Annotated in this window: 24 protein-coding genes; 11 read left to right on the top strand and 13 right to left on the bottom strand. The window is 70.2% G+C overall.

Features of this window, described 5'->3' with window-relative positions:
* Positions 1-255: 255 nt before the first annotated feature.
* Both AB0M63_RS36095 and AB0M63_RS36090 read left to right on the top strand, forming a co-directional pair.
* Entirely contained in the window at positions 256-1,344 is a 1,089-nt protein-coding gene (locus AB0M63_RS36095) for an ADP-ribosylglycohydrolase family protein (RefSeq protein ID WP_366022461.1), read from the top strand.
* Positions 1,344-2,045 (top strand): toxin glutamine deamidase domain-containing protein, encoded by a 702-nt coding sequence (locus tag AB0M63_RS36090; RefSeq protein ID WP_366022332.1) that lies wholly within the window; start codon positions 1,344-1,346, stop codon positions 2,043-2,045. Before AB0M63_RS36095 ends, AB0M63_RS36090 begins: the two co-directional genes overlap by 1 nt.
* Here AB0M63_RS36090 and AB0M63_RS36085 read toward each other — a convergent pair.
* The gene (locus AB0M63_RS36085; protein WP_366022330.1) at positions 2,020-2,949 is read right to left on the bottom strand and encodes a LysR family transcriptional regulator; all 930 of its coding nucleotides are present in this window, start codon (positions 2,947-2,949) and stop codon (positions 2,020-2,022) included. The genes AB0M63_RS36090 and AB0M63_RS36085 overlap by 26 nt on opposite strands.
* A 111-nt stretch (positions 2,950-3,060) precedes the next feature.
* Here AB0M63_RS36085 and AB0M63_RS36080 point away from each other — a divergent pair, with 111 nt between their 5' ends.
* The gene (locus tag AB0M63_RS36080) at positions 3,061-3,684 is read left to right on the top strand and encodes a LysE family translocator (RefSeq protein ID WP_366022329.1); all 624 of its coding nucleotides are present in this window, start codon (positions 3,061-3,063) and stop codon (positions 3,682-3,684) included.
* Positions 3,685-3,691: 7 nt separating this feature from the next.
* Here the strand turns inward: AB0M63_RS36080 and AB0M63_RS36075 are convergent, their stop codons facing one another.
* Positions 3,692-4,105, bottom strand: coding sequence for an ATP-binding protein (locus AB0M63_RS36075; RefSeq protein WP_366022327.1), 414 nt, complete (start codon positions 4,103-4,105; stop codon positions 3,692-3,694).
* A gap of 112 nt (positions 4,106-4,217) precedes the next feature.
* Here AB0M63_RS36075 and AB0M63_RS36070 point away from each other — a divergent pair, with 112 nt between their 5' ends.
* Both AB0M63_RS36070 and AB0M63_RS36065 read left to right on the top strand, forming a co-directional pair.
* Positions 4,218-5,036 (top strand): helix-turn-helix transcriptional regulator, encoded by an 819-nt coding sequence (locus AB0M63_RS36070; protein ID WP_366022325.1) that lies wholly within the window; start codon positions 4,218-4,220, stop codon positions 5,034-5,036.
* Positions 5,036-5,293, top strand: a complete 258-nt coding sequence (locus AB0M63_RS36065) for a DUF397 domain-containing protein (RefSeq protein WP_366022323.1) — start codon at positions 5,036-5,038, stop codon at positions 5,291-5,293. Before AB0M63_RS36070 ends, AB0M63_RS36065 begins: the two co-directional genes overlap by 1 nt.
* On the opposite strand, the gene AB0M63_RS36060 is transcribed toward AB0M63_RS36065, so the two are convergent.
* Genes AB0M63_RS36060 through AB0M63_RS36050 form a run of 3 tightly spaced genes read right to left on the bottom strand, consistent with a single transcriptional unit; the run spans position 5,274 to position 8,538 of the window.
* On the bottom strand, positions 5,274-6,059 hold the full coding sequence (locus AB0M63_RS36060) for an ABC transporter permease (protein ID WP_366022321.1): 786 nt from the start codon (positions 6,057-6,059) through the stop codon (positions 5,274-5,276). The two genes, AB0M63_RS36065 and AB0M63_RS36060, sit on opposite strands and share 20 nt — an antisense overlap.
* Positions 6,056-7,594, bottom strand: coding sequence for a hypothetical protein (locus AB0M63_RS36055; RefSeq protein ID WP_366022320.1), 1,539 nt, complete (start codon positions 7,592-7,594; stop codon positions 6,056-6,058). The genes AB0M63_RS36060 and AB0M63_RS36055 overlap by 4 nt, the downstream gene beginning before the upstream one ends.
* Positions 7,594-8,538 carry an ATP-binding cassette domain-containing protein gene (locus tag AB0M63_RS36050; RefSeq protein WP_366022319.1) on the bottom strand — a complete coding sequence of 315 codons (945 nt, stop codon included), beginning with the start codon at positions 8,536-8,538 and terminating at the stop codon, positions 7,594-7,596. The genes AB0M63_RS36055 and AB0M63_RS36050 overlap by 1 nt, the downstream gene beginning before the upstream one ends.
* A gap of 101 nt (positions 8,539-8,639) precedes the next feature.
* Between AB0M63_RS36050 and AB0M63_RS36045 the strand changes: the two genes are divergently transcribed.
* Both AB0M63_RS36045 and AB0M63_RS36040 read left to right on the top strand, forming a co-directional pair.
* On the top strand, positions 8,640-9,827 hold the full coding sequence (locus tag AB0M63_RS36045) for a sensor histidine kinase (RefSeq protein ID WP_355920742.1): 1,188 nt from the start codon (positions 8,640-8,642) through the stop codon (positions 9,825-9,827).
* Positions 9,824-10,480 carry a response regulator transcription factor gene (locus AB0M63_RS36040; RefSeq protein ID WP_355920745.1) on the top strand — a complete coding sequence of 219 codons (657 nt, stop codon included), beginning with the start codon at positions 9,824-9,826 and terminating at the stop codon, positions 10,478-10,480. Before AB0M63_RS36045 ends, AB0M63_RS36040 begins: the two co-directional genes overlap by 4 nt.
* On the opposite strand, the gene AB0M63_RS36035 is transcribed toward AB0M63_RS36040, so the two are convergent.
* Positions 10,444-11,460, bottom strand: coding sequence for an FUSC family protein (locus AB0M63_RS36035; protein ID WP_366022317.1), 1,017 nt, complete (start codon positions 11,458-11,460; stop codon positions 10,444-10,446). The genes AB0M63_RS36040 and AB0M63_RS36035 overlap by 37 nt on opposite strands.
* 107 nt (positions 11,461-11,567) lie before the next feature.
* On the opposite strand from AB0M63_RS36035, the gene AB0M63_RS36030 reads away from it, so the two are divergent.
* Positions 11,568-12,005 carry a MarR family transcriptional regulator gene (locus AB0M63_RS36030; RefSeq protein WP_355920751.1) on the top strand — a complete coding sequence of 146 codons (438 nt, stop codon included), beginning with the start codon at positions 11,568-11,570 and terminating at the stop codon, positions 12,003-12,005.
* A gap of 140 nt (positions 12,006-12,145) precedes the next feature.
* Positions 12,146-12,883, top strand: coding sequence for a class I SAM-dependent methyltransferase (locus AB0M63_RS36025; RefSeq protein WP_366022315.1), 738 nt, complete (start codon positions 12,146-12,148; stop codon positions 12,881-12,883).
* A 14-nt stretch (positions 12,884-12,897) separates the two neighbouring features.
* Here the strand turns inward: AB0M63_RS36025 and AB0M63_RS36020 are convergent, their stop codons facing one another.
* Complete coding sequence (locus tag AB0M63_RS36020) at positions 12,898-14,244, bottom strand: hypothetical protein (protein ID WP_366022314.1); 1,347 nt, start codon at positions 14,242-14,244, stop codon at positions 12,898-12,900.
* Between the two features lie 49 nt (positions 14,245-14,293).
* A complete protein-coding gene (locus AB0M63_RS36015) occupies positions 14,294-17,305 on the bottom strand; it encodes a glycoside hydrolase family 3 N-terminal domain-containing protein (protein ID WP_366022313.1) in 3,012 nt (1,003 codons plus the stop codon).
* Positions 17,306-17,438: 133 nt separating this feature from the next.
* On the opposite strand from AB0M63_RS36015, the gene AB0M63_RS36010 reads away from it, so the two are divergent.
* Both AB0M63_RS36010 and AB0M63_RS36005 read left to right on the top strand, forming a co-directional pair.
* Positions 17,439-19,307: a ricin-type beta-trefoil lectin domain protein gene (locus AB0M63_RS36010; protein WP_355920763.1), complete on the top strand. Its 1,869-nt coding sequence runs from the start codon at positions 17,439-17,441 to the stop codon at positions 19,305-19,307.
* Between the two features lie 7 nt (positions 19,308-19,314).
* Positions 19,315-19,809: a hypothetical protein gene (locus AB0M63_RS36005; RefSeq protein WP_366022311.1), complete on the top strand. Its 495-nt coding sequence runs from the start codon at positions 19,315-19,317 to the stop codon at positions 19,807-19,809.
* A 10-nt stretch (positions 19,810-19,819) separates the two neighbouring features.
* Here the strand turns inward: AB0M63_RS36005 and cimA are convergent, their stop codons facing one another.
* The 5 genes from cimA to AB0M63_RS35980 form a co-directional block, all read right to left on the bottom strand.
* The gene (gene cimA / locus AB0M63_RS36000) at positions 19,820-21,424 is read right to left on the bottom strand and encodes a citramalate synthase (protein WP_355920769.1); all 1,605 of its coding nucleotides are present in this window, start codon (positions 21,422-21,424) and stop codon (positions 19,820-19,822) included.
* 333 nt (positions 21,425-21,757) lie between these two features.
* The gene (locus AB0M63_RS35995; protein ID WP_366022310.1) at positions 21,758-23,020 is read right to left on the bottom strand and encodes a hypothetical protein; all 1,263 of its coding nucleotides are present in this window, start codon (positions 23,018-23,020) and stop codon (positions 21,758-21,760) included.
* Between the two features lie 35 nt (positions 23,021-23,055).
* Complete coding sequence (locus tag AB0M63_RS35990) at positions 23,056-23,337, bottom strand: hypothetical protein (RefSeq protein WP_366022309.1); 282 nt, start codon at positions 23,335-23,337, stop codon at positions 23,056-23,058.
* 115 nt (positions 23,338-23,452) lie between these two features.
* Positions 23,453-24,052, bottom strand: a complete 600-nt coding sequence (locus tag AB0M63_RS35985) for a TetR/AcrR family transcriptional regulator (RefSeq protein WP_366022308.1) — start codon at positions 24,050-24,052, stop codon at positions 23,453-23,455.
* Between the two features lie 25 nt (positions 24,053-24,077).
* Complete coding sequence (locus AB0M63_RS35980; RefSeq protein WP_366022307.1) at positions 24,078-25,091, bottom strand: agmatine deiminase family protein; 1,014 nt, start codon at positions 25,089-25,091, stop codon at positions 24,078-24,080.
* Positions 25,092-25,105: the final 14 nt, after the last annotated feature.

Raw genomic sequence — 25,105 nt, 5'->3', positions numbered from 1 at the left:
TACTTGTGGTTCAACGACGAGGACGAGGCGGCGAGTTGGGTCCCGATCAGGAAGAGAGGCGACGAAGGCGTCAACAAGGGCGCCGTATGGACGAGTCGGCTTGATGCGGCCAAGGTCCGCGGGCTCACGCCGTCCCAGGCAGTGACCGAGCTTGTCGAGCAGTGGCCTTCTGCCAACTCCTCGCACATTGTCCAGGGTTCCCTTGCCGAGGCTGCGAGCTTGCAGGCACTGAAAGAACTCGCGGGCCACCCCCTTGTGGAACGCGTCGGAAGGGCCGCTGCCGCCTCCCTCTTCGGTCTGGCCATCGGCGACGCCATGGGCTACCCCACCGAGTTCCTGAACATGGCGCAGATCACCGCGAAGTTCGGTCCGTGGCGCGAGATGGGCCTGCCGCTTTCCGAAGGTGACATCGTCCGGGTCAGTGACGACACACAGATGGCCCTGGCCGTCGGCGAAGCGCTGGTGGAAGCGAGCGGCGCCGGTGCCCCCGCCCCCGGAACCCGAAGGATCCGAGGGACCCGAGACGCGGCCGCAGCTGCCACTGCCCTCACCCCGGCCACGGTCGAAGCCACCCTGCGCAAGCACTTCGTGGCCTGGCTGCGCGACCCCGACAACAACCGCGCCCCCGGCCAGACCTGCCTCACCGCCTGCACCGACCTGGAACGCGGCCTGCGCTGGCAGGACGCCACCGTCCTCGGCTCCAAGGGCTGCGGCGCCAACATGCGCGTCACGCCGGTCGGTCTCATCCCCGGCCTGAGCGCCGAACAGCGGGCTGGAATCGCCCAGTTGCAGGCGGCCCTGACCCACGGCCACCCCACCGCGCTGGCGGCAAGCGACCTCACCGCCCACGCCACCTGGCTCCTGGCGCATGACTGCCCCCTCGCCGACCTCCTCCCCCGCCTCCGCGCCTACGCACAGGAGTCCCGCCACACGTACCACGCCGACTGGCTGGGCGATCTGTCCGCGAAGGCGGGCGCCCCGGACCCCCAGGCCTTCATCGCCTTCGGCTGGGACGAGTGCCTGCGCGCCCTGGACACGACAGAGGTCGCGCTGAACGCCATGGACCCGGAACGGGACCCGTCCGAGGCGGTCGGCGCCGGCTGGGTCGCCGAGGAGGCCCTCGCCACGGCCCTGTACTGCTTCCTGGTCGTCCGCGGCAACGCACGCGCATCGGTGATGCGCGCCTCCCACTCGTCCGGCGACTCCGACTCGATCGCGGCTCTGGCTGGAGCCTTCGCGGGAGCCAAACACGGCCTTCTGTACTGGGTACCGGAGTGGCGCGAGGCCCTGGAGTACAAGGACCGGATCAGCGCGCTGGCCGCCGTATGGGACAACGCGGCCTGATGGCGTCCGCCGCTTCTACGGCCCCTGCCGAGCGGGCGACGGCGTGGCTGGACCAGCTCTACGGCGGGCTCGTCGAGCTCGCCGTGCCGCGACCCGTACGGGAGACGGACACCGCCTGGCTGATGGCCTGCCGCACCCGGCCCCAGCCCGGCTTTCCCCGCACACCGATGCTGGCGGCCTCCGTGGTGGTCCCCAAGATCGGCGGCCATCCCTTCCACCCGGCCTCGGCCGCACCCCTCGCGGACATGGAACCGGTACCGCCGGAGGCGGCCGCTCACCGGGTCACCGGCCAGAACCGCCGTATCAACGCGCGGGGTTGTGTCGCCTCCGTCCACTCCATGATCGACGGCAACCCGTCGGTCGCCCTGCCCTGGCAGCCGTTCCATGAGGCGCCCGGCTGGTGGAGCCGGCTGAGACGGCGTTACCTTCCACGCTTCGCACCCGTACCCGTGGACGACTGGAGCGACGTCGTCCGGGCCGTCCGGGAACCGGGACCGGACACGCGTGGTGTGGTCTGGGTACGGCGGGAGGCCGATGGGCAGGAAGTCACCGGGAACCTTGTCTACGCCCACAACAACCGGGGCCAGGCCGTGTTCCTGGACGGGGTCACCGCCGCCCTGGCCCGGCTCGACACGGAATCGGTGCGGGAACTGGTTCTCCTACGAGCCCTGAGCCCTACTCCTCCGCCCAGTTCTCGGTGATCCGTTCCGCGACATCGCGCAGGAGGGTCACGAAGACGTTCACCAGGGGCGTGAGGGAGGTCTCGGTCGCGGTGACCACGTGCAGTCGGCGGTGCGGTCGGGGGTGGGCGAGTTCGCGGTGGGTGGTGCCGGGGACGTCGGTCAGGGCCAGGCGGGAGACGAGGGCGACGCCGATGCCGGTGCCGACGAGGGCCTGGGCGACGGCGTACGAGGCGGTCTGGAATCTGATCCTCGGGGTGAAACCGGCGTCGGCGACGCCCCGGTCGAACTGCTCGCGGGCCGCGTGACCGGCCAGGATGGTCACCCATGACTCGTCGCGCAGCTCCTCCAGGCGGATCGGGGCGCCGACGGGGTGCCGGGCGGCCAGCGGATGGTCGTCGGGGAGTACGACGACCATCGGGTCGAGCAGCAGAGTCTCGACGGTGACTCGCGGTGGCGGATCGGGAAGCTTGTCCCAGGACGCGATCACCGCGAGATCGAGCCGGCCCGCGGCGACCTCCTCCACTCCGTGTTCGGACTGCAGGTCCTCCACGGACACATCGGCGTCCGGATGCCGGTGGCGCAGCGCCGTCAGCGCGGGCGGGAGCAGGTGCACCGACGGGGCCTGGAAGGCTCCGACTCTCAGACGCAGCGACAGGTGCCCGAGCAGACCGGCCAACTCCGTTGTCGCCTGGGCCAGTTGCTCGTCGATGACCTGTCCGTGCCGGGCTAGGAGGCTGCCCGCGGGGGTGAGCGCCGCACCACGCGGTCCGCGCAGGACCAGCGGCGCCTGCCAGTCGCGCTCCGCCCTGGCCACCTGCTGCGTCACGGCCGCCGGGGTGAGGCCGAGCGCCTGGGCGGCCGCCGCGAGGGAGCCATGGCGTTCGATCAGGGCGAGCAAACGGAGCTGTCCGGGGTCCTGCATTCAATAATCTTAATGCCGGGTCGACAATCATCGCCTTCTCTATACGCCGCGCTCGCGCCAGCCTGGTCGGACAGAACAGGCAAGGAAGTCCCCGCGGAAAGGCCGGTCGACGTGCCCACCCATCTCCCCCTCTTCGTGATCACGACCTGGCTGCTGGCGATGCTGCCGGGGGCGGGGCAGGCGTTCATGATCCGGCAGACCCTGGAGGGCGGTCTCCGCCCGGCGCGGGCGGCCATCACCGGGAACGCCACGGGACTGGTGCTCTGGTCCACCGCTGCGGCGGCCGGGCTGTCCGCGGTCCTGCTGGCCAACCCCGCCGCCTACACGGTCGTACGGGTGGCGGGCGGCCTCGTCCTGATCGTCCTCGGCGTCAGCACGCTCCAGGCAGCCCGCCGGACGGACCCCGAGTCGCCCGCGAACTCCCCGACGGGGCCGACGAGTTGGTGGACCTCGTACGCGGCGGGACTCGGTACGAATCTCGGCAACCCCAAGGCCGGTGTCTTCGCGGTCTCCGTACTGCCCCAGTTCGTCACGGCCCGCGGACCCGTCCTGCTCACGACCATCGCCCTCGGGGTGCTGTGGGGGCTGGTCAACGCCTGCTGGTACCTGCTGTTCACCTGGGCCGTGAGCAAGGGGCGCGCGTTGGTGACCCGCCCTGCGGTACGGCGGTGGCTGAGCATCGTGACGGGCGCGGTGCTGTTGGTGCTTGGAGTGGCGGTGGCGGGAGGCGTGTGACGCCTAGTCATCCCAGCCCGAACTCGCACCACACCACCTTCCCCAACTCCCGCTCCCCCACCCCCCACTTGTCCGCGAACGCGGCGACCAGCATCAGGCCCCGGCCGCTGTCCGCGTCCAACTGCTTGTACGGGGTGCGGACCTTGCGGAGTTCGTGCGTGCCGCTGTCGTGGACCTCGACGCGGAGAACTCCGTCGGGGTGCAGGGAGAGGTGGAGGGCGAAGCCTCGGCCCGGTGGTGCGCCGTGGAGGATCGCGTTCGTCGTCAACTCGCTTACGCAGAGCAGCGCGTCATCCATGCGGGCCGTGACGGACCAGGACGTGAGGGTCTCTCGGGTGAAGTCGCGGGCCAGGGCGATCGATCTGCGGTCGCGGCGGTAGAACGCCTCGCGGGTGTGGCCCTGTTGGAGTTGTTCGTTCATGGGGCCACTGTCACAGGCAGTCACTATCGTGGGTCAGTGAGTGAGGTCGTAGTTTTCATTGCTACGACCTCACTACGACGACTTCGGGTGTGCGCGGGGGAAAGGGACACGCATGCAATCGGCGAAGAGGCCTAAGAAGGTCGGGGTTTGGGCAGCGGTCGGCGGGCTTGTAGCTCACTACCGGAAGAAGGCGCGGCTCACTCAGGAGCAGTTCGCCGAGATCGCCAGCCTGCACGTGGACACCATCAGGTCCATTGAGCAGGGACGGCTTCCGCTCCTGGAGGACCGGGCCGGTGAGTTCGACGAACTGCTCGGGACGGGCGGGGCGTTGGTGGCGCTGCTCAGGAAGCTGCCGGTGCGGGAACGGATGCCGGAGTTCGCTCAGGGGTTGGCCGACAATGAGCAGGAAGCGCTCAGCATCCTGTCGTATCAGAGTCTGGTGGTTCCTGGGCTTCTTCAGACCAGGGACTACTGTCGCGCCGTCTTCGGATACCGGTATCCACGGCTCGGGGACGAGACGGCTGAGCAGTGGGTGGACAACCGGATGGAACGGCAGTTGATCTGGCAGCGTGAGCAACCGCCCGTGGGCCACTTCATCATCGAGGAGAGCGTTCTGCGGAGGCAGGTCGGCGGCCCGGAGGTAATGCGGGCCCAGATCCGTCAGATCCTGGACTTCACCGAACCGGTGAACATGGGTATGCAGGTCATGCCCATGGACCGGACGCCGCACGCCTGTCTCGACGGTCCTATGGTGCTGCTGGAGACCCCCCACCACGAGCGCCTGGTCTGGCTGGAGGTACAGCGCGCCAGCTTTCTCGTCGATGATCCCGACGAGGTCAGCGACTATCACCACAAGTATGGAATGCTGCGGTCTCAGGCCCTCACTCCTGACGAGAGTGCGCGCCTCTTGGAGAGACTGCTAGGAGACTGATGAACACCATGGACGCGCTGGCGTGGTTCAAGTCCAGCTACAGCGGCAGCGAGGGCGGCAACTGCCTCGAAGTCGCCTACGCCTGGCGGAAGTCCACCTACAGCGGCAGCGAAGGCGGCGACTGCCTCGAAGTAGCCGCCCACCCCTCCGCCATCCACATCCGTGACTCCAAGGCCAACCCCGTCGGTCCAATCCTCACCGTCTCCCCCACCGCATGGACCGGTTTCCTCGGCGAAGTCACGCGTCCCGCAGTTTGAACAACATCCCTCCCACCCCCAACAACCCCACCGCGTAAGCCGCCAGCACCCCCAGCCCCGGCCACGGGCCGATCGCCAGCACGTCCAGGTTCTTGGTCGACTGGATGGACAGGGCCGCCGGCATCGGGGCCCAGCGTTGCAAACGGTGTTGCCAGGTCGGGGAGTTGAAGAGGTGGGACAGGACCGGGACGACGTAGAGGATGGCCAGGCCGAGGGTGATCGAGCCTGCCGTGTCGCGGAGCAGGGTCGCCAGGGACAGGCCCAGGAGCGTGACGAGGATCAGGAGTAGTACCGAGCCCGCCGTCGCTCGGAGGGTCGCGCCGTCCGTCAAGGTCGGGAGTGGGTAGCCCGTCGACGCCTTGAAGTTGTTCGCCGGGAGGATCAGGCGGGCGAGGCCCAGGGAAGACAGCACTCCCAGTGCTCCCGCCACCCCCGTGAGCAGTGCCAGTACCGCCGACTTCGCCGCCAGCACCCGCCACCTCCCCGGCATCGCCGTGAGCGTCGCGCGGATCGTGCCCGTGGCGTACTCCGCGCCCATCGACAGGACGCCCAGGACCAGGCAGGTCGCCTGGCTCAACTGGATGCCGGTGAGGCTCAGTTTGACCGTGTCCTCGTGGCAGTCCGTCGGGGACGGGCACACCATGGTCGTCACCGACGAGACCGCCGCCGCGCCCAGCGCCAGCGTCAGCGCGAAGGTTGCCGCGAGGAGCCACCAAGTGCTGGGCAGCGTACGGAGTTTGGTCCACTCGGCGTGCAGATGCCTCATGCGTCCCTCCTGCGGACCGTCCATGCCGCGAGCAGGAGTGCCGCCGCCGCGTAGGCCACCAGTACCGCCAGGCCGTTGTACGGGGAGAGGGGGTAACAGCCCGCCTCCGGTAGGCAGTTGTGCTGGACCTGCGGGTAGTACGTCACGCCCTGCTGGACGGCGAAGGCCGCCGCCGGGGTCACCCGTAGCAGCCACTGCGCCACGCCGAGCGGGAGGGCGAAGGACAGGATCTGCGGGAGGATCACCAGGACCACGAGCGTGGCGATCGTGCCGGCGCTGTTGCGCAGCACCACCCCCAGCGACAGGGCCAGGACCGCGACCAGGGAGAGCAGTACTGCGCTGCCCACCACCGCCCGCAGGGCCGGGTGATCCAGGAGGGAGAAGTCGGGGTACTCGGGGGGCTTGAAGCCGTTGGAGTGCAGGGCGCGTTGGGCCAGCGTGAAGCCGACCGCCGTGGCCAGCAAGCCTGTTGTGAAGGTGATCGCGCCGATCACCGTCGCCTTCGCCGCCAGCACCTTCAGCCGGGACGGCGTCGCCGTGAACGTCGTACGGATCAGGCCCCGTTTGTATTCCGTCGTCACGAAGAGCGTGCCCAGGGCGACCATGAAGAGGAGGCCGACGAAGATTCCCTGGAAGCTCATCTGGACGATGTCGGGGATGGTCTCGTCGGGGGCGATGTCTCCCCGGCCGGTGAGGGTGTAGGTGCCGGCCGGCGTGACCGTCGTCGTGCCCGGACGCCTGTTGTCCGGTGAGCCGTTGAGGGCGGGGCCGCCGATGTCCGTGGCCGTCCAGGTGCTGTCGGTGGACTTGCCCTGGAGGGTGAGGTGGTCGAAGGTGCCGGTGGCCTCGCCGCTGCCCGCGGTCTCGCTCGAACCGCCGAAGGAGCGGCGGACGACCTGGTGGTTGGGGGTTCCCAGGAACAAGCCCACCTGGACCGTCGTGGGCAGCCCGTCGAGCCGTACCGTGCCGACGCGGTTCCATTGCCGACCGTCCACCGACTCGTAGGCGGTCAGGGTGTCGCCCGCCCTCTTCAGGCGGAGCCACTGCGGGGCCTGCGTCAGGTCGCTGCTCGGGCCCGACTTGTCGTGGGTGAAGTTCCACTGGAGGCGGACGCCGTGGCCGGGGGTCGCCATCACCGCCGCGTACGAAGAGCCCTGCTTCAGGCTCGACTTGACGATGATCCCGGCCTTCGCCCAGGGTTCCAGCGCCTTGCCGTCGGTGCTCTTCAGCCCGGTGACCCGGGCCGTGACGGTGCCGTCGCCGGTCAGCGGGCGGTGGTTGAAGCGGAAGGCGTCGTTGACGACCTCGCCGCCCGGGCCCGTCACGACCGGGGGGCCGCCGCTCGTGCTGGAGCCGCTCGCGCCCAGCTCACAGACCACGACGGTGACCACGGCCGCCACCGCCAGCACCAGCAGCCAGGCCCGCACCGTCCAGAACTTCGTCCACTCCGCGCGCAGGAGCCGTAGGAAGCCCGCGCGGGCGGGGTGCAGCGCCGAGCGGTACGGCGTCGTCGTCCTCGTGGGTGTCGTCGTCATCACCGGGTCACCTCGTCCGTCCCCGTCGCCGCCGCCGATGTGAACTCGACCGCGTCCCGGGTGAGTTCCATGTACGCCTCCTCCAACGTCGCCCGGTGCGCGCCCACTTCGGCGAAGGGGACCCGGGAGGCGGCCAGCAGTTCCACGATCCGTTCGGCGGGGAGGCCGGTGACGGTGAGGGTGTCGCGGTCGGTGACGGCCACCGTGCCGCCCTCCCTGGCGAGGAGTTCCATGGCTTCCGTACGGCTGCTCGTGCGCAGGCGCACCCGGTCGCCGGAGGCCGCCGCGAGGAGGTCGGCGACCGCCGTGTCGGCGATCAGGCGGCCCCGGCCGATGACCACCAAGTGGTCGGCGGTGTCTTCGAGTTCGCTCATCAGGTGGCTGGAGACCAGGATCGCGCGGCCCTCGGAGGCGAGGTGGCGCAGGAGGGTGCGGATCCACTGGATGCCCTCGGGGTCCAGGCCGTTGACCGGTTCGTCGAGGAGGAGGATCGGCGGGTCGCCGAGCAACGCGGCGGCGATGCCGAGGCGTTGGCGCATGCCGAGGGAGTAGCCGCCGGCCCGACGACGGGACGCGTCCACCATGCCGACCTGTTCGAGGACCTCGTCCACCCGCCGCATCGGCAGGCCGTGGGAGTGCGCCAGCCAGCGGAGGTGGTCGCGGCCCCGGCGGGCGGGGTGCAGGGCGGCGGCGTCCAGGAGGGCGCCGACCTCCAACAGCGGGGTGCGCAGGGCCTGGTAGGGGCGTCCGCCGATCAGCGCCTGGCCCTCGTCGGGAGTGTCCAGGCCGAGCAGGGATCGCATGGTGGTGGACTTGCCCGCGCCGTTGGGCCCGACGAAGCCGGTCACCGTGCCGGGCTCGACCGTGAAGGAGAGGCCGTCGACCGCGAGGGTCCGGCCGAACCGCTTGCGTAGCTCGCGGACTTCGATGGTTGCGTCGCTCATGGTGAGGGAGGCTAGGGGCGGCCGGTGCCGCGCGTCGTCACGCGGGAGGGGTCCCTCGCGAGGGGGACGCCGCCGGGGAAGGGGGTCTGCACAATGACGGAGTGGGTGACAGGAGTGCGGGTGTGCGGGCGGTGACGTCCCGGTGGCGGACCGCCGAAGCCGGCACTCGTGCCCTGGTCGTGCGGGTCGCCCTCGGCGCCCTCGGTGTGCTCGCCGTCTCCGAAGTCCTCGTCCGGGGCACCGACTTGGCCGGTGGTTTCGCCGCCCTGCTGCTGCTCGCCCTCTCCTCCACCCTGCCCCTCGCCTTCGTCCTCGGGACCGAGCGTCTCGCCCGGAGCTGCGCGGCCCTCGCGCTCAGCGCCTCCTGCGTGCTCTCGCTGGTGCCCTTCGGAGAGCTCACCGCGGGCGGAGTGGTGGCCCAACTGGTGTGCGTGTACGTGCTGGGCCGGACCGGCGCCACCCGGCTCGGCGGGCTGCTCGTCCTGCCGTACGTCGTGATCGCGCTCGGCAGCCGCGAGGGCCCGACCCGGATCGTCGCGGTGCTCGTGGCGACGCTCGCCTCCGCCGCCGCGGCCACCGGCATCGCCCACCAGGTGCGCAGCACCGCACTGGCCCACAGCGTGACCGAACAGGCCTTCGCGGACACTCTCCTGGAGCATGCCGCCCGGGGTGAACGGGCGCGTATCGCACGGGAGTTGCACGACGTCGTCGCGCATCACATCTCGATGATCGCCGTCCAGGCGGAGACCGCCCGGCTCACCACGCCCGGCCTTCCGGCCGAGGGCGCCACCCGGCTGCTCGCCATCGGCGACACCGCGCGCACCGCGCTCACCGAGATGCGGCGGTTGCTGGGCGTGCTGCGGGAGGACGCGGACACGGGGGTCCAGCGGCGCCCCCAGCCCGGCCTCGGTCAGCTGATGGAACTCGTCGACGCGTCCCGGGACGCGGCCGGTTCCCGTACCCGGCTCATCGTCAGCGGCCCCATCACCCCGCTCGACCCCGGCATCGAGGTCACCGCGTACCGGATCGTCCAGGAGGCCCTCACCAACGCCCGCCGACACGCGCCCGGTGCCGCCGTGGACGTGGAACTCCGTTACGGGGACGAGGACTTGGCGGTGCGGGTGCGGGACAACGGTCCCGGGCCCGCGTCCGACGGCGCGGGCCACGGTCTGCTGGGGATGCGCGAGCGGGCCGCCACCGTCGGGGGCACGCTGCTCACCGGGCCCGCTCCCGGCGGCGGTTTCCTCGTCGAGGCACGGCTGCCCGTCAAGCCCGCGGAGGAGGCATGACCATCCGTATCGTCGTCGCCGACGACCACGAGCTGGTCCGGGTCGGATACGCCGGACTCCTCGCCACTCAGGGCGACTTCGCGGTCGTCGGCACGGCCCGCGACGGCGCCGAGGCGGTGAGTGTCTGCCGGGAGCACCTGCCCGACGTGGTGCTGATGGACGTACGCATGCCGGTCATGGACGGCATCGAGGCCACCGCGCGGCTCCAAGGGCCGCACGCGCCACGGGTGTTGGTGCTGACCACCTTCGACCTCGACGAGCATGTCTACGACGCGCTGGCCGCCGGTGCCAGCGGGTTCCTGCTCAAGGACGTTACGGCCGAGCGGCTCTTCGAGGCGGTCCGGGTCGTCGCCGCCGGTGAGGCGCTGCTCGCGCCCGGCATCACCCGGCGGCTGATCGCCGAGTTCGCGCGGCTGCGGCCTAAAGCGCCCACCCAGGGCACGCTGGACGTGCTCACCCCGCGCGAGACCGATGTGCTGCGGCTGCTCGCCGAGGGCCTGTCGAACCCCGAACTCGCCGGACGGCTGCATGTCGGCGAGGAGACCGTGAAGACGCACGTCAGCCGCATCCTGTCCAAGCTGGGGCTGCGCGATCGTACGCAGGCCGTGGTGATGGCCTACGAGACGGGACTCGTGGTGCCCCGGACGGGCTGACGGCGGGCGCGCTGCACCGGCAGCACCCACCACGCCGACGCCACCGACAGCACCGCGCCGACCGCGATCCCTTCGAGGCGGGTGGGCAGCAGGTGCAGGGTGTCCTGCCCGAAGTAGCCGAGGAGGAGGGCCAGGGCGCAGGTCATACCGGTCGCCCAGTAGGCGTAGTTGAGGGGGCGCAGCCACAGCGCGACCGTGAGGACGGCGAACATCAGCGCCACGGAGGCGTCGCCGGTGATGCCGAGGGCCTCGACACCCGCGGCCAGCAGCGTGCCCACGGAGGCCCCGGCGAGCCGCTCGATTCCCTTGCGCAGTACGTCCGTTCGGCCGCGGTTGCCGCTCGCGGCGACGTACGCGGTGAGGACCACCCACGGCCAGTGGTCGGCGAAGAGGAGATGCCCGAGGGCGAAGGCGGCGGCGATCCCGGCCGCCATCTGGAGGGCCATGCGGGTGCTGGGGCGGGGGTGGAGGCGGTACCGGCGCGGCGGCTGTTCGGGGGCGGGCTCGGTGCGCCAGGGCCCGAACCGGTCCCCCAGCCCCTGCACCAGCCACACCACGCCGCACGCCAGCGCCCCGATCAGCGCCGACCAGCCCCAAGTGACCAGCTCGCTCTGGGCTTTGGGCGGCAGCGCGGGGCCGGGTACGACGAGCAGGGCCACGAGCGGGAGGGCCAGCAGGGTGCCGGCCTTGGTGGCGGCGGGGCCGTAGCGACGGATCCAGATGGCGAACGCCATGCCCGCCGTGTAGACGGCGGCGCCGAGCACGTAGTGGGAGGCGAGCAGCCGGCCGAGAAAGATCGAGGCACCGGCCGTGACGGGCAGCACGCCGAGCGCGGTCAGCCTGCGGCGAGTATCGGCGGTCCGCTGGGAGGAGGACAGGGTGAGGCTCAGCGCGACCGCGAGAACCAGCACATCGGTGTGCAGGCCCGCGACACCTTCCAGCCAGAGGGCTGTGCCCCAGCAGAGCAGCACGGCGGTCATCGTCAGGCCAGCTTCGTACGCGTTACGTATTAGTTTTGCGGTCACTATTCATACAGTACGGGGATCCACAGGCTGTGGATAGTAAGTATTCGCGTACGATATCTGCCATGGACGATCTCTCCGAAGCCGCCCGGATCCGACGTGGTGTCGTACGGCTGAACCGGCGACTGCGGCAGGAGCGCGGCGGGGAGGGCCGGCTCACTCCGAACCAGTTGATCGTGCTCGGGCATCTGTACCGGCACCGGTCGGCGACTCCCGGCGAGGTCGCGGCGGCCGAGCGGCAGCGGCCGCAGTCGCTCACCCGGGTCTTCGCCGAACTGGAGGCGGAGGGGCTGATCGAGCGGGAGCCGAGCGCGGTGGACCGGCGCCAGTCCGTGCTCACACTGTCGGCGGAGGGGCGGCGGGCGCTGGAGCTGGACATGGCCGAGCGCGATGTGTGGCTGGAGGCTGCTCTGACATCGCTCAGCGAGACGGAGCGCGGGCTGCTGATGCTGGCGGCGGCCGTGATGGAGCGGCTGGCGGATTCCGAAGGGCCGGAGGTCTGAGCTTGAGTTTCAGCCTCTGCCTTGAGGGTGAGCGGGCCGATGATCGAGTGGTGGAAGCACCCGGCGCGGGGCCTCAGCGTTGCTCTGAAGATGGCTGTAGAACGCGCGCTACGCGGCGGACCCTCGGACAGGATGGGCGGGTGATCGACTACGACTACGAGGCCCGGAACTACGACGCGTCCCGAGGCGGTGAACCGAGAGCCCGGGCCGCGGCAGACGCGGTGGAACTGCTGCTGCCCCAAGGGCCTTGCTCGATCCTGGACATCGCCTGCGGCACGGGCATGGTGACCAGAAGGCTGCTGCGTCCGGAGCGGGTGGTGGTGGGCGTCGACCGTTCACCCGGGATGCTGCGGCTTGCCGGGCAGCGGATTCCGGGGAGTGTCGTGCGCGGCGACGCCATGCGGCTGCCGTTCGTGTCGGACGGGGTAGACGCCGTCGTGATCGTGTGGTTGCTGCATCTGTTGCCGGACCCCGCATCGGTGTTGGCCGAGGCGGTCAGGGTGTTGCGGCCCGGCGGAGTGCTGATCACCACCGTCGACAAAGACGACGCGTACTTCGTCGAGGACAGCGACATCGCCCAGGTCACGGCGGAGTTGCGGCGCCAGTACGCGCCCCGGGTCCCCGATGATTCCGCCCAGGTGCTTGATTGGGCGGCAGAGCATGGGCTGGGTCTCGCAGCGCGGACCGTCTTCCCCGGAACGGGGCAAGGCCGCAGCCCGCGCAGATGGCGGGAGGTGATCGAGGCGGGCCACATCCCCTGGTGCTCGCACGCGACTGCTGACCAGGTGACCGACGTACACCGACGGCTCGCGGAGCTTCCGGACCAGGACACGGCACGCCCGGACCCGCTGTACCAGCTCATCGCCCTGAAGGCGTGACCTTGCGCGGCGGTTCAGAAACCCCCGCCGAAGTCCCCGCCGCCTCCCCCGTCCCCTCCGCCGAAGCCCCCGCCGTCGAACCCGCCGCCGAAGTCCCCGGGGTCGAAGTCCGCCCCGGACACGTCCCCGCCGTCGTAGCCCCCGCTGCCGAAGTCGCCGTAGCCGGTGCCGTAGTCGGACGCGTAGGACGGGGTGGACATCATGCTGCCCAGCAGGGTGCCGACGAGGAGGCCGGGGAGGAGGCCGCCGCCGAAGTAGCCGCCCGCCCAGGGGCCGTAGGCCGGACCCGCGTCCCAGTAGGGGCGGCGGCCGTAGTCCGTGTCGACCTCGCGGATCATCGGGTCGTGGCCGTCGGCGAGGCGGGCCTGGTCGGCCGCGCAGACCGGGACCGAACGGGGTGCTCCACCGGCCGGGGTCCAGGTGGCGTCGGCGACCGAGGGGCCGTGGCGCGGGTCGAAGAAGCACGGGGCCCGGCGCTCGGGCAGCGGGCGGCCCTCGCGGCGGGCGGCGAGCTGCGCGAGCGAGAAGCGGCCGTCCTCCAGGGCCTGGGTGACGGACCGGACGTCCTCGGGTTTCGTCGCCGCCGCCATGTACGACTTGGCCTGTTCATAGGCGTCGAGGGCGCGCTCGTAGTCGGCGCGCATCGCGTCGTCGGCGGCCGGTTCCGCCGGGTGGAAGTCGAGGCGGTCCAGTTCCTCGCCGAACGCGGTGATGTCCTCGTCGACCACCACCCGCAGCTTCTCCAGCGCGGCCCGCTGCTCCTCCTCGCGGCGGCGACGGCTGCGCCGGACCAGGGTGTACGCCCCCGCGCCACCGGCCACCAGGACACCGGCCGCGACGATCAGCGCCGTGCCGGAGACTCCGTCCGAGGACGAGGAAGAACCCCAGGACGCGGGTGCCGAGCCGCCCATGTTGGCGAGGGCGCGGTCGGTGAAGTCGTCGAGCTGGGTCTTCGCGTCCTCGCCCTGGACGCTGGCGACCAGGTTCTTCACGGCGTTGTTGGACAGCACCGAGGAGTCGGCGCGGGCGTCGAAACGGTCGCCGAGGCGGATCGCGTAGAGGCCGGTGACGCCGGTCGCGGTGCGGAGGTTGGTGAAGAGGTTCGCCGTCGGGTAGTCGGCGGGCAGGACCGCGACGAACACCGGCTTGTCGGCCTTCTTGATCCGCTGCGCGAGGGCGTCGGCATCGGCGGACGACAGGGAGGACGTACCCGGGTCGACATAGACGGGGCCCTTGCGCAGGGCCTGGCCGATCGCCGAGACGCCGGTGTCCGCGGCGGCCGGGGACGCCATGGTCAGGGTGGCGAGCAGCAGGGCCAGCAGCAGCCCGGGGAGGCTTCGGGTCCGGATCACGGCCTTCATGATTCGACGCTACCCGAAGCCTCCCGAGCTGGTCATTCGTGGCGGTCGGCTAGGCCGCCCGGTAGGCCTCCTCCAGCTTCTTGACGGCCGCCGCGTACTTACCGGTCAGCAGCAGATGGTCCGCGTCGGCGAACGGCTTCGAGACCGCCGCCGTGATGTTCTGGCCCACCTTCTGCTGGACGATCAGCCGCGCCTCGGTGACGATCGCCTTGCCCGTCGCCGCCGACCGGGTCTTCCCCGCGGCGGCCTCCAGTGCCCTCAGGGTGGACGAGCCGCCCGTCGGCGTCTTCTTCACGGTCGTCAGGCCCCAGCCGTACGGGAACTGCGGATCGTACGTCGTGTCGCCGACGTTGATCGGCAGTTGGGCCTCCGACTTCGGCCAGGTGACCGGGAGTTGACCGGTGAAGGAGCGCTTGCCGTAGAGGACGTCGGCCACGCCGTCGCCCTCCGTGCCGGGCAACCAGGAGGCGACCAGGGCGTCGATCTTCGGGAGTTGGCCGCCGATGAGCTGCGGGCGCCCGGAGACGATCAGCACCGCGCACTTCATCGCCGCGCACACCTTGTCCACGGCCGCTTGGTCGGCCGGGGTGAGGGTGAGGTCGTTGCCGTTGCCGACATCGCCGACGCCCTCGGCGTACGGGGTCTCGCCGACGACGACCACACCGACGTCGTAGCCGCTGGTCGGGGCGGAGGCGTCCTTGGAGTAGGTGACGTCACCGCCGGCGTTCTTCATGCCCTGGAGGATGGTCGTGCCGGTGGTGTTGGTGCCGGACGCGCCCTGCCAGGTGATGGTCCAGCCGCCGGTCTGGTTGCCGAGGTCGTCGGCGTTGGACCCGGCGACGTAGACCTTCTGCGACTTCTTCAGCGGAAGGACACTCCCCGCGTTCTTCAGCAGCACCTGCGACTCGGCCGCCGCCTGCCGTGCCACGGCCCGGTGCGAAGTCGAGCCGATCTCGGCCGCGTTGCTCGTGTCGGCGTACGGCTTCTCGAAGAGACCGAGCTTGAACTTCTGGGTGAGGATGCGCGATACGGCGTCGTCGATCCGCTTCTGGCTGACGTGGCCCGCCTTCACCTCGGCGATGAGCGTCGAGGTGAAGTCCTTGTAGCTGTACGGAACCATCATCATGTCGACGCCCGCGTTGACCGCCGTGTCGACGTGCGAGGCGTAGTCGCCGGGGAGTTGGTCGATGGCGTTCCAGTCGCTGATGACGAAGCCGTCGAAGCCCATGCGGTTCTTGAGGACGCCGTTGATCATGTCGGCGCGGGCGTGCATCTTCACCGGGCCCAGGCCGTCGCCGACGATGTCGAGCGAGGAGTAGGACGGCATGACCGTGCCGATGCCCCGGTCGACGGCCGTCTGGTACGGGGCCAGGTGGATGGCTTCGAGCTGCTGGCGGGTGACGGTGGTGACGCCCTGGTCGATGGTGTACGTGCCCGTCGTGGAGGAGCCGTACGCGGTGCCGCCGTCGCCGACGAAGTGCTTGGCGGTGGCGAGGACCTTGTCGTCGTCCTTCAACTGCTTGCCGTTCGCGGCGCCTTGAAGGCCCTGGATCATGGTCTCCATGGACTGGACGAGCGCCGGGTCCTCGCCGAAGGACTCGTAGGAGCGGCCCCAGCGTTCGTCACGGGTGACGCAGAGGCAGGGTGCGAAGTCCCAGGGGACGCCGGTCGCGCGGACCTCGCTGGCCGTCACTGTGCCTGTCTTCTCGGCGAGTTGAGGGTCGCGGGTGGCACCGATGCCGATGTTGTGCGGCATGATCGTGGCGCCGGCCAAGTTGTTGTGGCCGTGCACGGCGTCGACGCCGTAGATCAGCGGGATCTGGAACCGCGTTGCCTGCGCCCGGAGTTGGAACGAGTCGATCATCTGCGCCCAGGCCGCGGCCGTGTTGGGCGTCGGGGTCGAGCCGCCGCCGGAGAGCAGCGAGCCGAGGTCGTAGGTGGCGATGTCACCGCCGGTGCCCACACCGCCGCGCTCGGCCTGGGTCATCTGCCCGGCCTTCTCCTCCAGCGACATGCGCTTCACCAGGTCGGCGACGCGCTTCTTGATCGGCAACTTGCTGTCCAGGTACGGCAGTCCGTGCGCGTCGACGACGACCTGCGGGGTCTCGGTCGGGGCCTTGGCGCCGGTGACCGTGAGCTTCAGCGGGATCGTCTCGGCGTTCTCGGCGGACCTGTCCTTGAGGGTGCGGACCTTGACGGTCTGCGTGGTGCCGGACGCGGTGCCCGCGGGGAAGGTGAGGGTGCCGGAGACCGGGGTGTAGTCCTTGCCGGAGGTGGCGGTGCCGCCGTCGGAGGCGTAGGCGACGGTCACCGGGTCGTCGAGCGGGACGGCGCCGGTGGTGGCGACGGTGACCTTGACGGTGGCCGTGCTGCCCTCCTTCACCGGGTAGACGGCGGAGTCGGTGGTGACGTTCGCGCGCAGGGACTGGTCGGCCTTGCCGTACAACTCGACTTCGTCCATGGCGAATTGGCCGTGCACTCCGACCGGGAGGGTGACCGCGTAGCCCCACATCTGGGTGAGACCGAGGACGTGGTCGATACCGCCGACGGGCTGGTAGTCGGTGCGGTAGACGAAGTCCGCGAACGGGATCTCGATCTGCTTCCAGCCGGTGAAGTCGTCCGTGAAGGACGTCGTCCACAGCTCGGAGGCCTCGCCGTTGGTGCCGCCGTCCTTGATCTCGAAGTTGGTCTTCTTGCCGTTGTTCTGGCCGTCCCACCAGAACCGGATGCCCTGGTGGGCGGACCAGTCGTGGCCGGGCTCGGTCGCGGCGTAGTCGTGGGTGAAGCCGCCGTAGCCGCTGATGTCGTAGGTGCCGGTCAGTACCTTGTCGCCCTCGGGGGCGTCGGGTCTCGCGGTGAGGGCGAGTTGGGGCGGGTCGTCGGTGTCGCCGCCCCAGGTGAAGATGCCCTCGGCGGGCTGGCTCGCGAAGGGCACCTCGCCCTCGAAGCGGTCGACAGGGGTGGGGGCTGGGTCGGCGGCGGCCGCCGCCTGGGACACGGCGGCCGGTGACAGCAGCACGGCGCACAGGGCGGTGGAAACGAGCAGGGCGGTTCTTGGCATGGACCTTCCCTCGGCTCTGGGGCTCTGGTTCACTCTGGTTCGCACAGTTCACTCATGACTTAGATCACGCCGTGAGTTAACTAACGGCCCGAAGACCCGTCAAGACGTCTCGTCAGGAAGGGCTAACGCAACCATGTCCAGGAGAACCCCCCGCACGGCCCGGCTGCTGCTCGCCGGACTGCTCTCCGTGGCCGGCTTCACCGCGGCCGTACCCCCCGCACACGCGGCCGGTGAACAGGTCACCGCCTGGCTCACCACCACCGACGACGCCGCCGGACGCCATGTCACCCGCGGCCTCCAGGCGCAGGCCCCGTTCGCCTTCTCGTCCGGGACGGGCGGCAGCGGCGAGAACATCACCGTCGACGAGAACACCCGCTATCAGACCTTCACCGGCGGCGGCGCGTCCTTCACGGACACGGCCGCCTGGCTGATGAACAGCAGCGGGGCGCTGTCGACGGCGACCCGGAACGCGACCATGACCAAACTGTTCTCGCCGACCGACGGCATCGGCCTGTCGTTCCTGCGCAATCCGATGGGCGCCTCGGACCTCGCGCGGTACGGCTATTCGTACGACGACGTCGCGGCCGGCCAGACCGACCCCAACCTCAACTCCTTCTCGATCGCGCACGACCTCGCGGACGTCGTGCCGCTGACCAAGCAGGCGCTCAGCCTCAACCCCTCTCTGACTGTCATGGCCTCGCCATGGACGGCACCCGCCTGGATGAAGGACAGCGGCTCGCTCAACGGCGGCTGGCTGAAGTCCGAGGACTACGGCGCCTACGCCAACTACTTCGTCAAGTACCTCCAGGCGTACAAGGACCAGGGCGTTCCGGTGTCGTACGTGACCGTCCAGAACGAGCCGACGTGCTGCTCCGGCTATCCGTCGATGAGCTGGAACGCGTCCGGGCTCGCCTACTTCACGAAGAGCGAGCTGCTGCCCAAGCTCAACGCGTCCGGCCTGACCACGAAGGTGCTCGCGCACGACTGGAACTGGGACGTCTACGACTCCTACGCGGCCTCGACCGTGGACGACGCGGCGGTCCGCTCGAACCCGAACTTCGGCGGGATCGCCTGGCACGGCTACGGCGGTGACGTCACCAAGCAGACCACCGTGCACAACCAGTACCCGACGCTGGACGCCTTCGGCACCGAGCACTCCGGCGGCACCTGGATCGCCAACCAGCAGCGCGAGGACATGAACAACATCATCGACTACACCCGCAACTGGGCGAAGTCGGTGACCAAGTGGTCCCTCGCGGTGGACCAGAACATGGGCCCGCACAACGGGGGTTGCGGCACCTGCACGGGCCTGATCACCGTGCACAACGGCGACGGCGCGAGCGGCACGGTGGACTACACGGTCGAGTACTACACGATGGGCCAGCTCACGAAGTTCGTCCGGCCGGGCGCCCAGCGGATCGCGTCCACGGCGTCCACCAACGTGCCCAACGTGGCCTGGCGCAACCCGGACGGATCGAAGGCCCTGATCGCCTACAACGACGCGTCCACCGCGAAGACCGTCACCATCAACTGGGGCGGCCAGCACGCGACTTACTCCCTCCCCGGCAAGACGTCCGCCACCTTCACCTGGTCGGGGACACAGTCCGGCGGCGGCAGCCAGACCGGCGCGTTCGTCGGCCTCGCGAGCAAGTGCCTCGACGTGGCCGGGGGTTCGACCACCAACGGCACGGCCGTACAGCTCTACGACTGCAACGGCTCGACCGCGCAGCAGTGGACCGTGGGGACCGACGGCTCGGTGCGGGCGCTCGGCAAGTGCCTCGACGTGACGTCGGCCTCGACTGCGGACGGGGCGAAGGTGCAGTTGTACGACTGCAATGGAAGCGGTGCGCAACAGTGGTCGTACAACTCGGCCACCGGTGATGTGGTGAATACGGCGGCCGACAAGTGCCTTGATGTGACCGGCAATTCGTCGGCGAACGGGGCACGGGCACAGATCTGGACGTGCACGGGGGCCGCGAACCAGAAGTGGCATCTTCAATAGGGGAGTTATGAAACGTACTCGGGGGGCGGCGGCCGTGCTGGGCACGGTCGCCGGTGCGTTGGTGTTGAGCGGGTGCGCTGCCGTCGATCTGCCGCTGGCCGGGGTGCGGCTCGGGGCCGACGGAATGCCGTACGCCCTGATCCGGCCGTGCGGGGACGACGACTACCAGTCCCCGTCGCTCGACGGGTGGGCCGGGGGTGCCGAGGAGGGGCCGGTCACCACGGGGTGGGACGTGCGGAAGGAGAAGCTGAGCGGGGACGCGGAGTTCGCGCTGTTCTCGCCGCCGGCCACCTGGCAGGCCCGGCACCGGGGCGAGCAGCGGCTCCTGCCGAAGCACCACTACGTGCTGAGCTTCGGGCACTACATCACCGGCGACTCGTACAACGGGATCGCCGCCTTCTCCACCGAGAAGATCACCGCGCTGAAACCCGGCCAAGTGTGGGCCGACGACCGGGCGATGAGCCTCGGCGAGTTCGAGAAGCTCGCCGAGGACTCCTGCTGAGAGCCGAGACCTACTTGGCGGGTTCGACGCCCGCGCGCAACAGACCGTAGGTGTACGCGTCCTCCAACGCCTGCCAGGACGCGGCGATCACGTTCTCCGCGACGCCCACCGTCGACCACTCGCCCGCGCCGTCGGACGTGGAGATCAGGACGCGGGTCGTGGAGGACGTGCCGTGGACGCCTTCCAGGATGCGGACCTTGTAGTCGACGAGGTCGAGCTTGGCGAGCTGGGGGTAGATCTTCTCCAGGGCGACGCGGAGGGCGCGGTCCAGGGCGTTGACCGGGCCGTTGCCCTCGGCGGTGGCGACGATGCGCTCGCCCTTGGCGTAGAGCTTGACCGTGGCCTCGTTGGCGTGGCTGCCGTCGGGGCGGTCCTCGACGATCGCGCGCCAGGACTCGACCTGGAAGTAGCTGCGGGCCTTGCCCTCGACCTCGGCGCGGAGGAGGAGTTCGAAGGACGCGTCGGCCGCCTCGAAGGTGTAGCCCTTGAGCTCGCGCTCCTTGACCCGCTCGACGACCCGGCCGACCAGTTCGCGGTCACCGCCGAGGTCGATGCCGAGTTCCTTGCCCTTGAGCTCGATCGAGGCGCGGCCGGCCATGTCGGACACCAGCATCCGCATGGTGTTGCCGACCTCTTCGGGCTCGATGTGCTGGTACAGCGCAGGGTCGACCTTGATCGCGGAGGCGTGCAGGCCGCCCTTGTGCGCGAAGGCCGAGACGCCGACGTACGGCTGGTGGGTGGCCGGGGTGAGGTTGACGACCTCGGCGATGGCGTGCGAGATACGGGTCATCTCGCGCAGCGCGCCCTCGGGGAGGACCTTCTTGCCGTACTTCAGCTCCAGGGCCGCGACCACGGGGAACAGGTTGGAGTTGCCGACACGCTCGCCGTAGCCGTTGGCCGTGCACTGGACGTGGGTCGCGCCCGCGTCGACGGCGGCGAGGGTGTTGGCGACCGCGCAGCCGGTGTCGTCCTGGGCGTGGATGCCGAGCCGGGCGCCGGTGTCGGCGAGCACGGTCGCGACGACCGCCTGTACCTGCGCGGGGAGCATGCCGCCGTTGGTGTCGCAGAGGACGACGACGGAGGCGCCGGCCTCGGCGGCGGTGCGCACGACGGCCTTCGCGTACTCGGGGTTGGCCCGGTACCCGTCGAAGAAGTGCTCGCAGTCGATGAAGACCCGGCGGCCCTGGGACACGAGGTACGACACCGTGTCGCGGACCATCTCCAGGTTCTCGTCCAGCGTGGTGCGCAGCGCCAGCTCGACATGCCGGTCGTGGGACTTCGCGACCAGCGTGATCACCGGGGCGCCGGAGTCGAGCAGCGCCTTGACCTGCGGGTCCTCGGAAGCCTTGGCGTTCGCCCGGCGGGTGGAGCCGAAGGCCACGAGGGTGGCGTGCTTGAAGTCGATCTCCTGCTGGGCGCGGGCGAAGAACTCGGTGTCCCGCGGGTTGGCGCCCGGCCAGCCGCCCTCGATGAAGCCGACGCCGAAGTCGTCCAGGTGCCGTGCGATGGCCAGCTTGTCCGCGACGGTGAGGTTGATGCCCTCCCGCTGCGCGCCGTCACGCAGGGTCGTGTCGAAGACGTGGAACGAATCGTCGAGTTCGCTGGTTTCCGTCATGGTGTTCGGCTCCTGAGGATCTGGATCTCGGTCTGTACCGGAATGACCGGTTCCACCGTCCCCCAATGATCCCTCGCGCTGCGCTCCCGGCTGAAGGTGGGCCAGAAAAGCGAAAAACCCCTCGCGGGTGCGAGAGGTCTGCGCGCGGGTCGAGGACGACGATGGCCGCCCGTACCTGGTCGTACGTGGCGGTCACTGCGGACCGGCGCGCCTGCTGCCAATAATCGTGGCGAACGAGAGCACGGGGGCAGTCTGGCACAGACCGCACCCGTGCTCACCGTCCGTCTCATGATGCGAACAGTGTGCTGTTCAGCCCAGGTGTCAGCCCAGGTGTCAGCCGATGTGTCGTACGAACACGTCGACCGTGCCGTTGGTGTCGTCGGCGACCAGGTCGTCGGCGTACGACTGGAAGGAGACCGCCAGTCCGTCCGGCTGGACGGACGGACTCGTGGACGAGCCGTCGCCCGGGCCGCCCAGGGCGTTCGCGCTGACGAGCTGTGCCGTGCCGGCCGTGAGGTCGGCGAGCCAGACCTGGCGCGGCGCGTCCGGATCGGCGAGGCGTCCGGACTCGTAGGCGACCTTGAGCCCGTCCGCCGCGAGCGAGGCGCCGTAGGTGAAGGCTCCCCTGCCCTTGCCCTTGATCAGTCGGGTGCGGCCCTGGTCGAGGTCGCGGACGAACACGTTGGCGCTGCCGTTGGTGTCGCCGCGGGTGAGGTTGGAGGCGTACGAGTCGAAGGCCACGGTGCGGCCGTCGGCGCTGATCGACGGTCCGGTGGACTCACGGTTCGCGGGTCCGCCGTCCCGTGCCACGGAGGCCTTCTCCAGGGTCCCGGTGTCCATGTCGCGGACGTAGATGTCGCTGTCGTCGGCTGGTCCGCCCGGGTGCGGGATGGCGTACTGGTAGGCGATGTACCGCCCGTCGGCGCTGATCGAGGGCCGGCCGGCGGCGCGCGAGCCGTCCTCGGAGGCCTGGCTGACCGGCGTGACCGAACCGTCGTAGACGCGATAGCGGTAGACGGTCGGCTGGGCCACGTGGTCGGGCGTGGAGGGCAGGGTGGCCACGAACGCGACCCACTGGCAGTCGAAGCTGATCGCCGGCTGTCCCATCGATGTGAAGGGCACGCCCTGGTAGGTGCGCGGGATGGCGCTGATCTTGCCGACGCTCCGGTTGCGGAGGTAGATCAGCGGTTCGTGGTCCTCGCGCGGGGTCGTCGTCAGGTCGGCGGCCTCGGAGACGAAGGCGACGAAACGGCCGGTGGAACAGGCCGACGGCGCGTAGGAGCGGCCGTCGCCCATGCCACCGCCGGGCCGCGCCGAGTAGCTGACCGCGCTCGTCCCGACCGAGTTCCGGTAGTACACGTCGGACAGCCCGTTGGTGTCCCCGCCGTACGCGGCCCCGTTCGAGGTGAACACGACGCCCAGGTCCGTCGCGGCGGGCCCGGACGACGCCTCGGTCAACTGGCCCCCGCCCTGGTCGACACTGGCGCGCTCGGTGTACGGGAGGTCCGGCGCTGCGCTCGCCGTGCTGCCCGCCAGGGTCACCGCGGCGGTGACGAGGGCGGTGGCCAGCGCGGCACGTGCTCTGATGTCCATCATCTGTTCCCCCTGTGGTGTGGCTGTGGTGTGGCCGGTCAGTGGATACGGCCGACGAACACGTCCGGGACCCCGTTGGTGTCGCGCGGGAAGAGGTTGGTCGCCGAGGAGCGGAAGGCGACGAAGCGGCCGTTCGGAGTGACCGACGCGGCGCCGGAGGCGCCGTCCGCCTGGGTGCCGTCGGCGGCGGTGCTGATCCGCCGGATGTCGTCGCCATGGTTGCCGGGCGCCGCCGACGCGGTCTGCGGCACGGACAGACCGAGCAGGACAGCGAGTGCCGCTCCTACGGCCGCGCGTCTCGACGCGTGGCTCTCCCCCATGCGGTCCCCCAGTTGACGCTTCTCCCCCGGCCCTGCGCCGCGGGCTTCCTCCGAGGCAAACGCACCACCGACGATGGGGTCAATCGGCCTTTTTGCGTACAACCGGGGTCGAAGGTCATACGTCCGCGAGGAGCCCCTCGCCGATGAACTCCCGTACGTGGCCGAGAACTTGCGCCCGGTCCGTGCCCCGCAGGCCGATCGCCACATGGATGGAGAAGCCGTCGAGGAGGGCGCGGAGGCGGGCGGCGAAACGGTCGGGGTCGACGGGACGGAACTCGCGGCGCGAGACGCCCTCCGCGATCAGGGCGACGAGGTCGCGGTGCCAGATGCCCTCGATGGCGGCCTGTCGGTCGCGAGCCTCGTCGTCGGCGTTCTGTGAGCGGTTCCAGACCTCCAGCCACAGGGTCCAGTGCGGGTCGCGGTGGCCGTCGGGGACGTACAGGTCGACGTACGCGTCGAGGCGTTTGCGGGCGGAGGCGGAGCGAGTGAGCAACCGTCCCCGCTCGGCACCGAGTCTGCCCTCGCTCCACTCCAGGGTCTGGAGGAGCAGTTCGTCCTTGGAGTGGAAGTAGTAGAGGAGGTGGCCGCTGCTCATGCCGACCTCGCGGCCGAGCGCCGCCATGGTGAGCTGCTCCAGACCACGTTCGGCGATCATGCGCATGGCGGCCGCGAGCACGTCCTCGCGCGGCGGGGCGTTCTTGCGTACACCGGCCATCGCCCGTCCCTCTCTCCCCGGGTCCTCAGACCTTCGGCTGCTGCTGGGTGATGCAGTGGATGCCGCCACCGCCCGCGAAGATCGTACGGGCGTCCACCAGGGTCACCGCCCGCTCGGGGAAGAGGCGTCGGAAGATCCCGGCCGCGATCTCGTCGTTCGGGTCGTCGAAGGCGCAGAGCACGACCCCGCCGTTGCAGAGGTAGTGGTTGATGTAGGAGTAGTCGACCCAGTGGCCCTCGGTCTCCAGGACCGTGGGGGCAGGGACCTCCACGACCTCCAGGGGGCGGCCCTTGGCGTCGGTCTCGGCGCGCAGGAGAGCGAGGTACTCCTGGGAGCGGGCGTGGTCCGGATGGGCCGGGTCGCGTTGGGTGTGGACCAGTACGGTGCCGGGTGCGGCGAAGGCGGCGACGATGTCGACGTGGCCCTGGGTGCCGTAGACGCCGTAGTCGCCGCTGAGGCCGTGCGGGAGCCAAATGGCCTTGGTGGTACCGAGTTTGGCGTGAATCTCCGCCTCGACCCGTTCGCGTGTCCAGCCGGGGTTGCGGGCGGCGCCGAGCTGGACCGTCTCGGTGAGCAGGACGGTGCCCTCGCCGTCGACGTGGATCGCGCCGCCCTCGTTGACCAGGGGACTGCTCAGCACCGGCACCCCGGTCAGGTCCGCGACCTGGCGGGCGATCTTGGAGTCGTGTTCCCAGCGGGCCCAGTCCTGGGCGCCCCAGCCGTTGAACACCCAGTCCACGGCGGCCAGTTCACGGCCGTCGGTGACGAACGTGGGGCCGATGTCCCGCATCCACGCGTCGTCCAGCTCGCGTTCGACCAACTCGACCTCCGGGCCGAGCAGTTCGCGCGCGAGCTCGCCCTGGCCCGGCCCGTGCACCATCGTCACCGGCTCGAAGCGGCGCACGGCACGGGCCACGGACGCCCAGGCGGTACGGGCCTGAGCCAGTTCCTGGTCGTCGGAGAAGGTCGGGTTGGGTCCTGGCCAGGCCATCCAGGTGCGCTCGTGCGGGGCCCATTCCGGGGGCATACGGAAGCTCATCAGAAGTCCCAGGT

It is taken from the genome of Streptomyces sp. NPDC051576 (assembly GCF_040681835.1).
In the GTDB taxonomy this organism is placed as follows: Bacteria; Actinomycetota; Actinomycetes; order Streptomycetales; family Streptomycetaceae; genus Streptomyces.
This window is presented reverse-complemented; position numbering and strand designations above follow the sequence as displayed.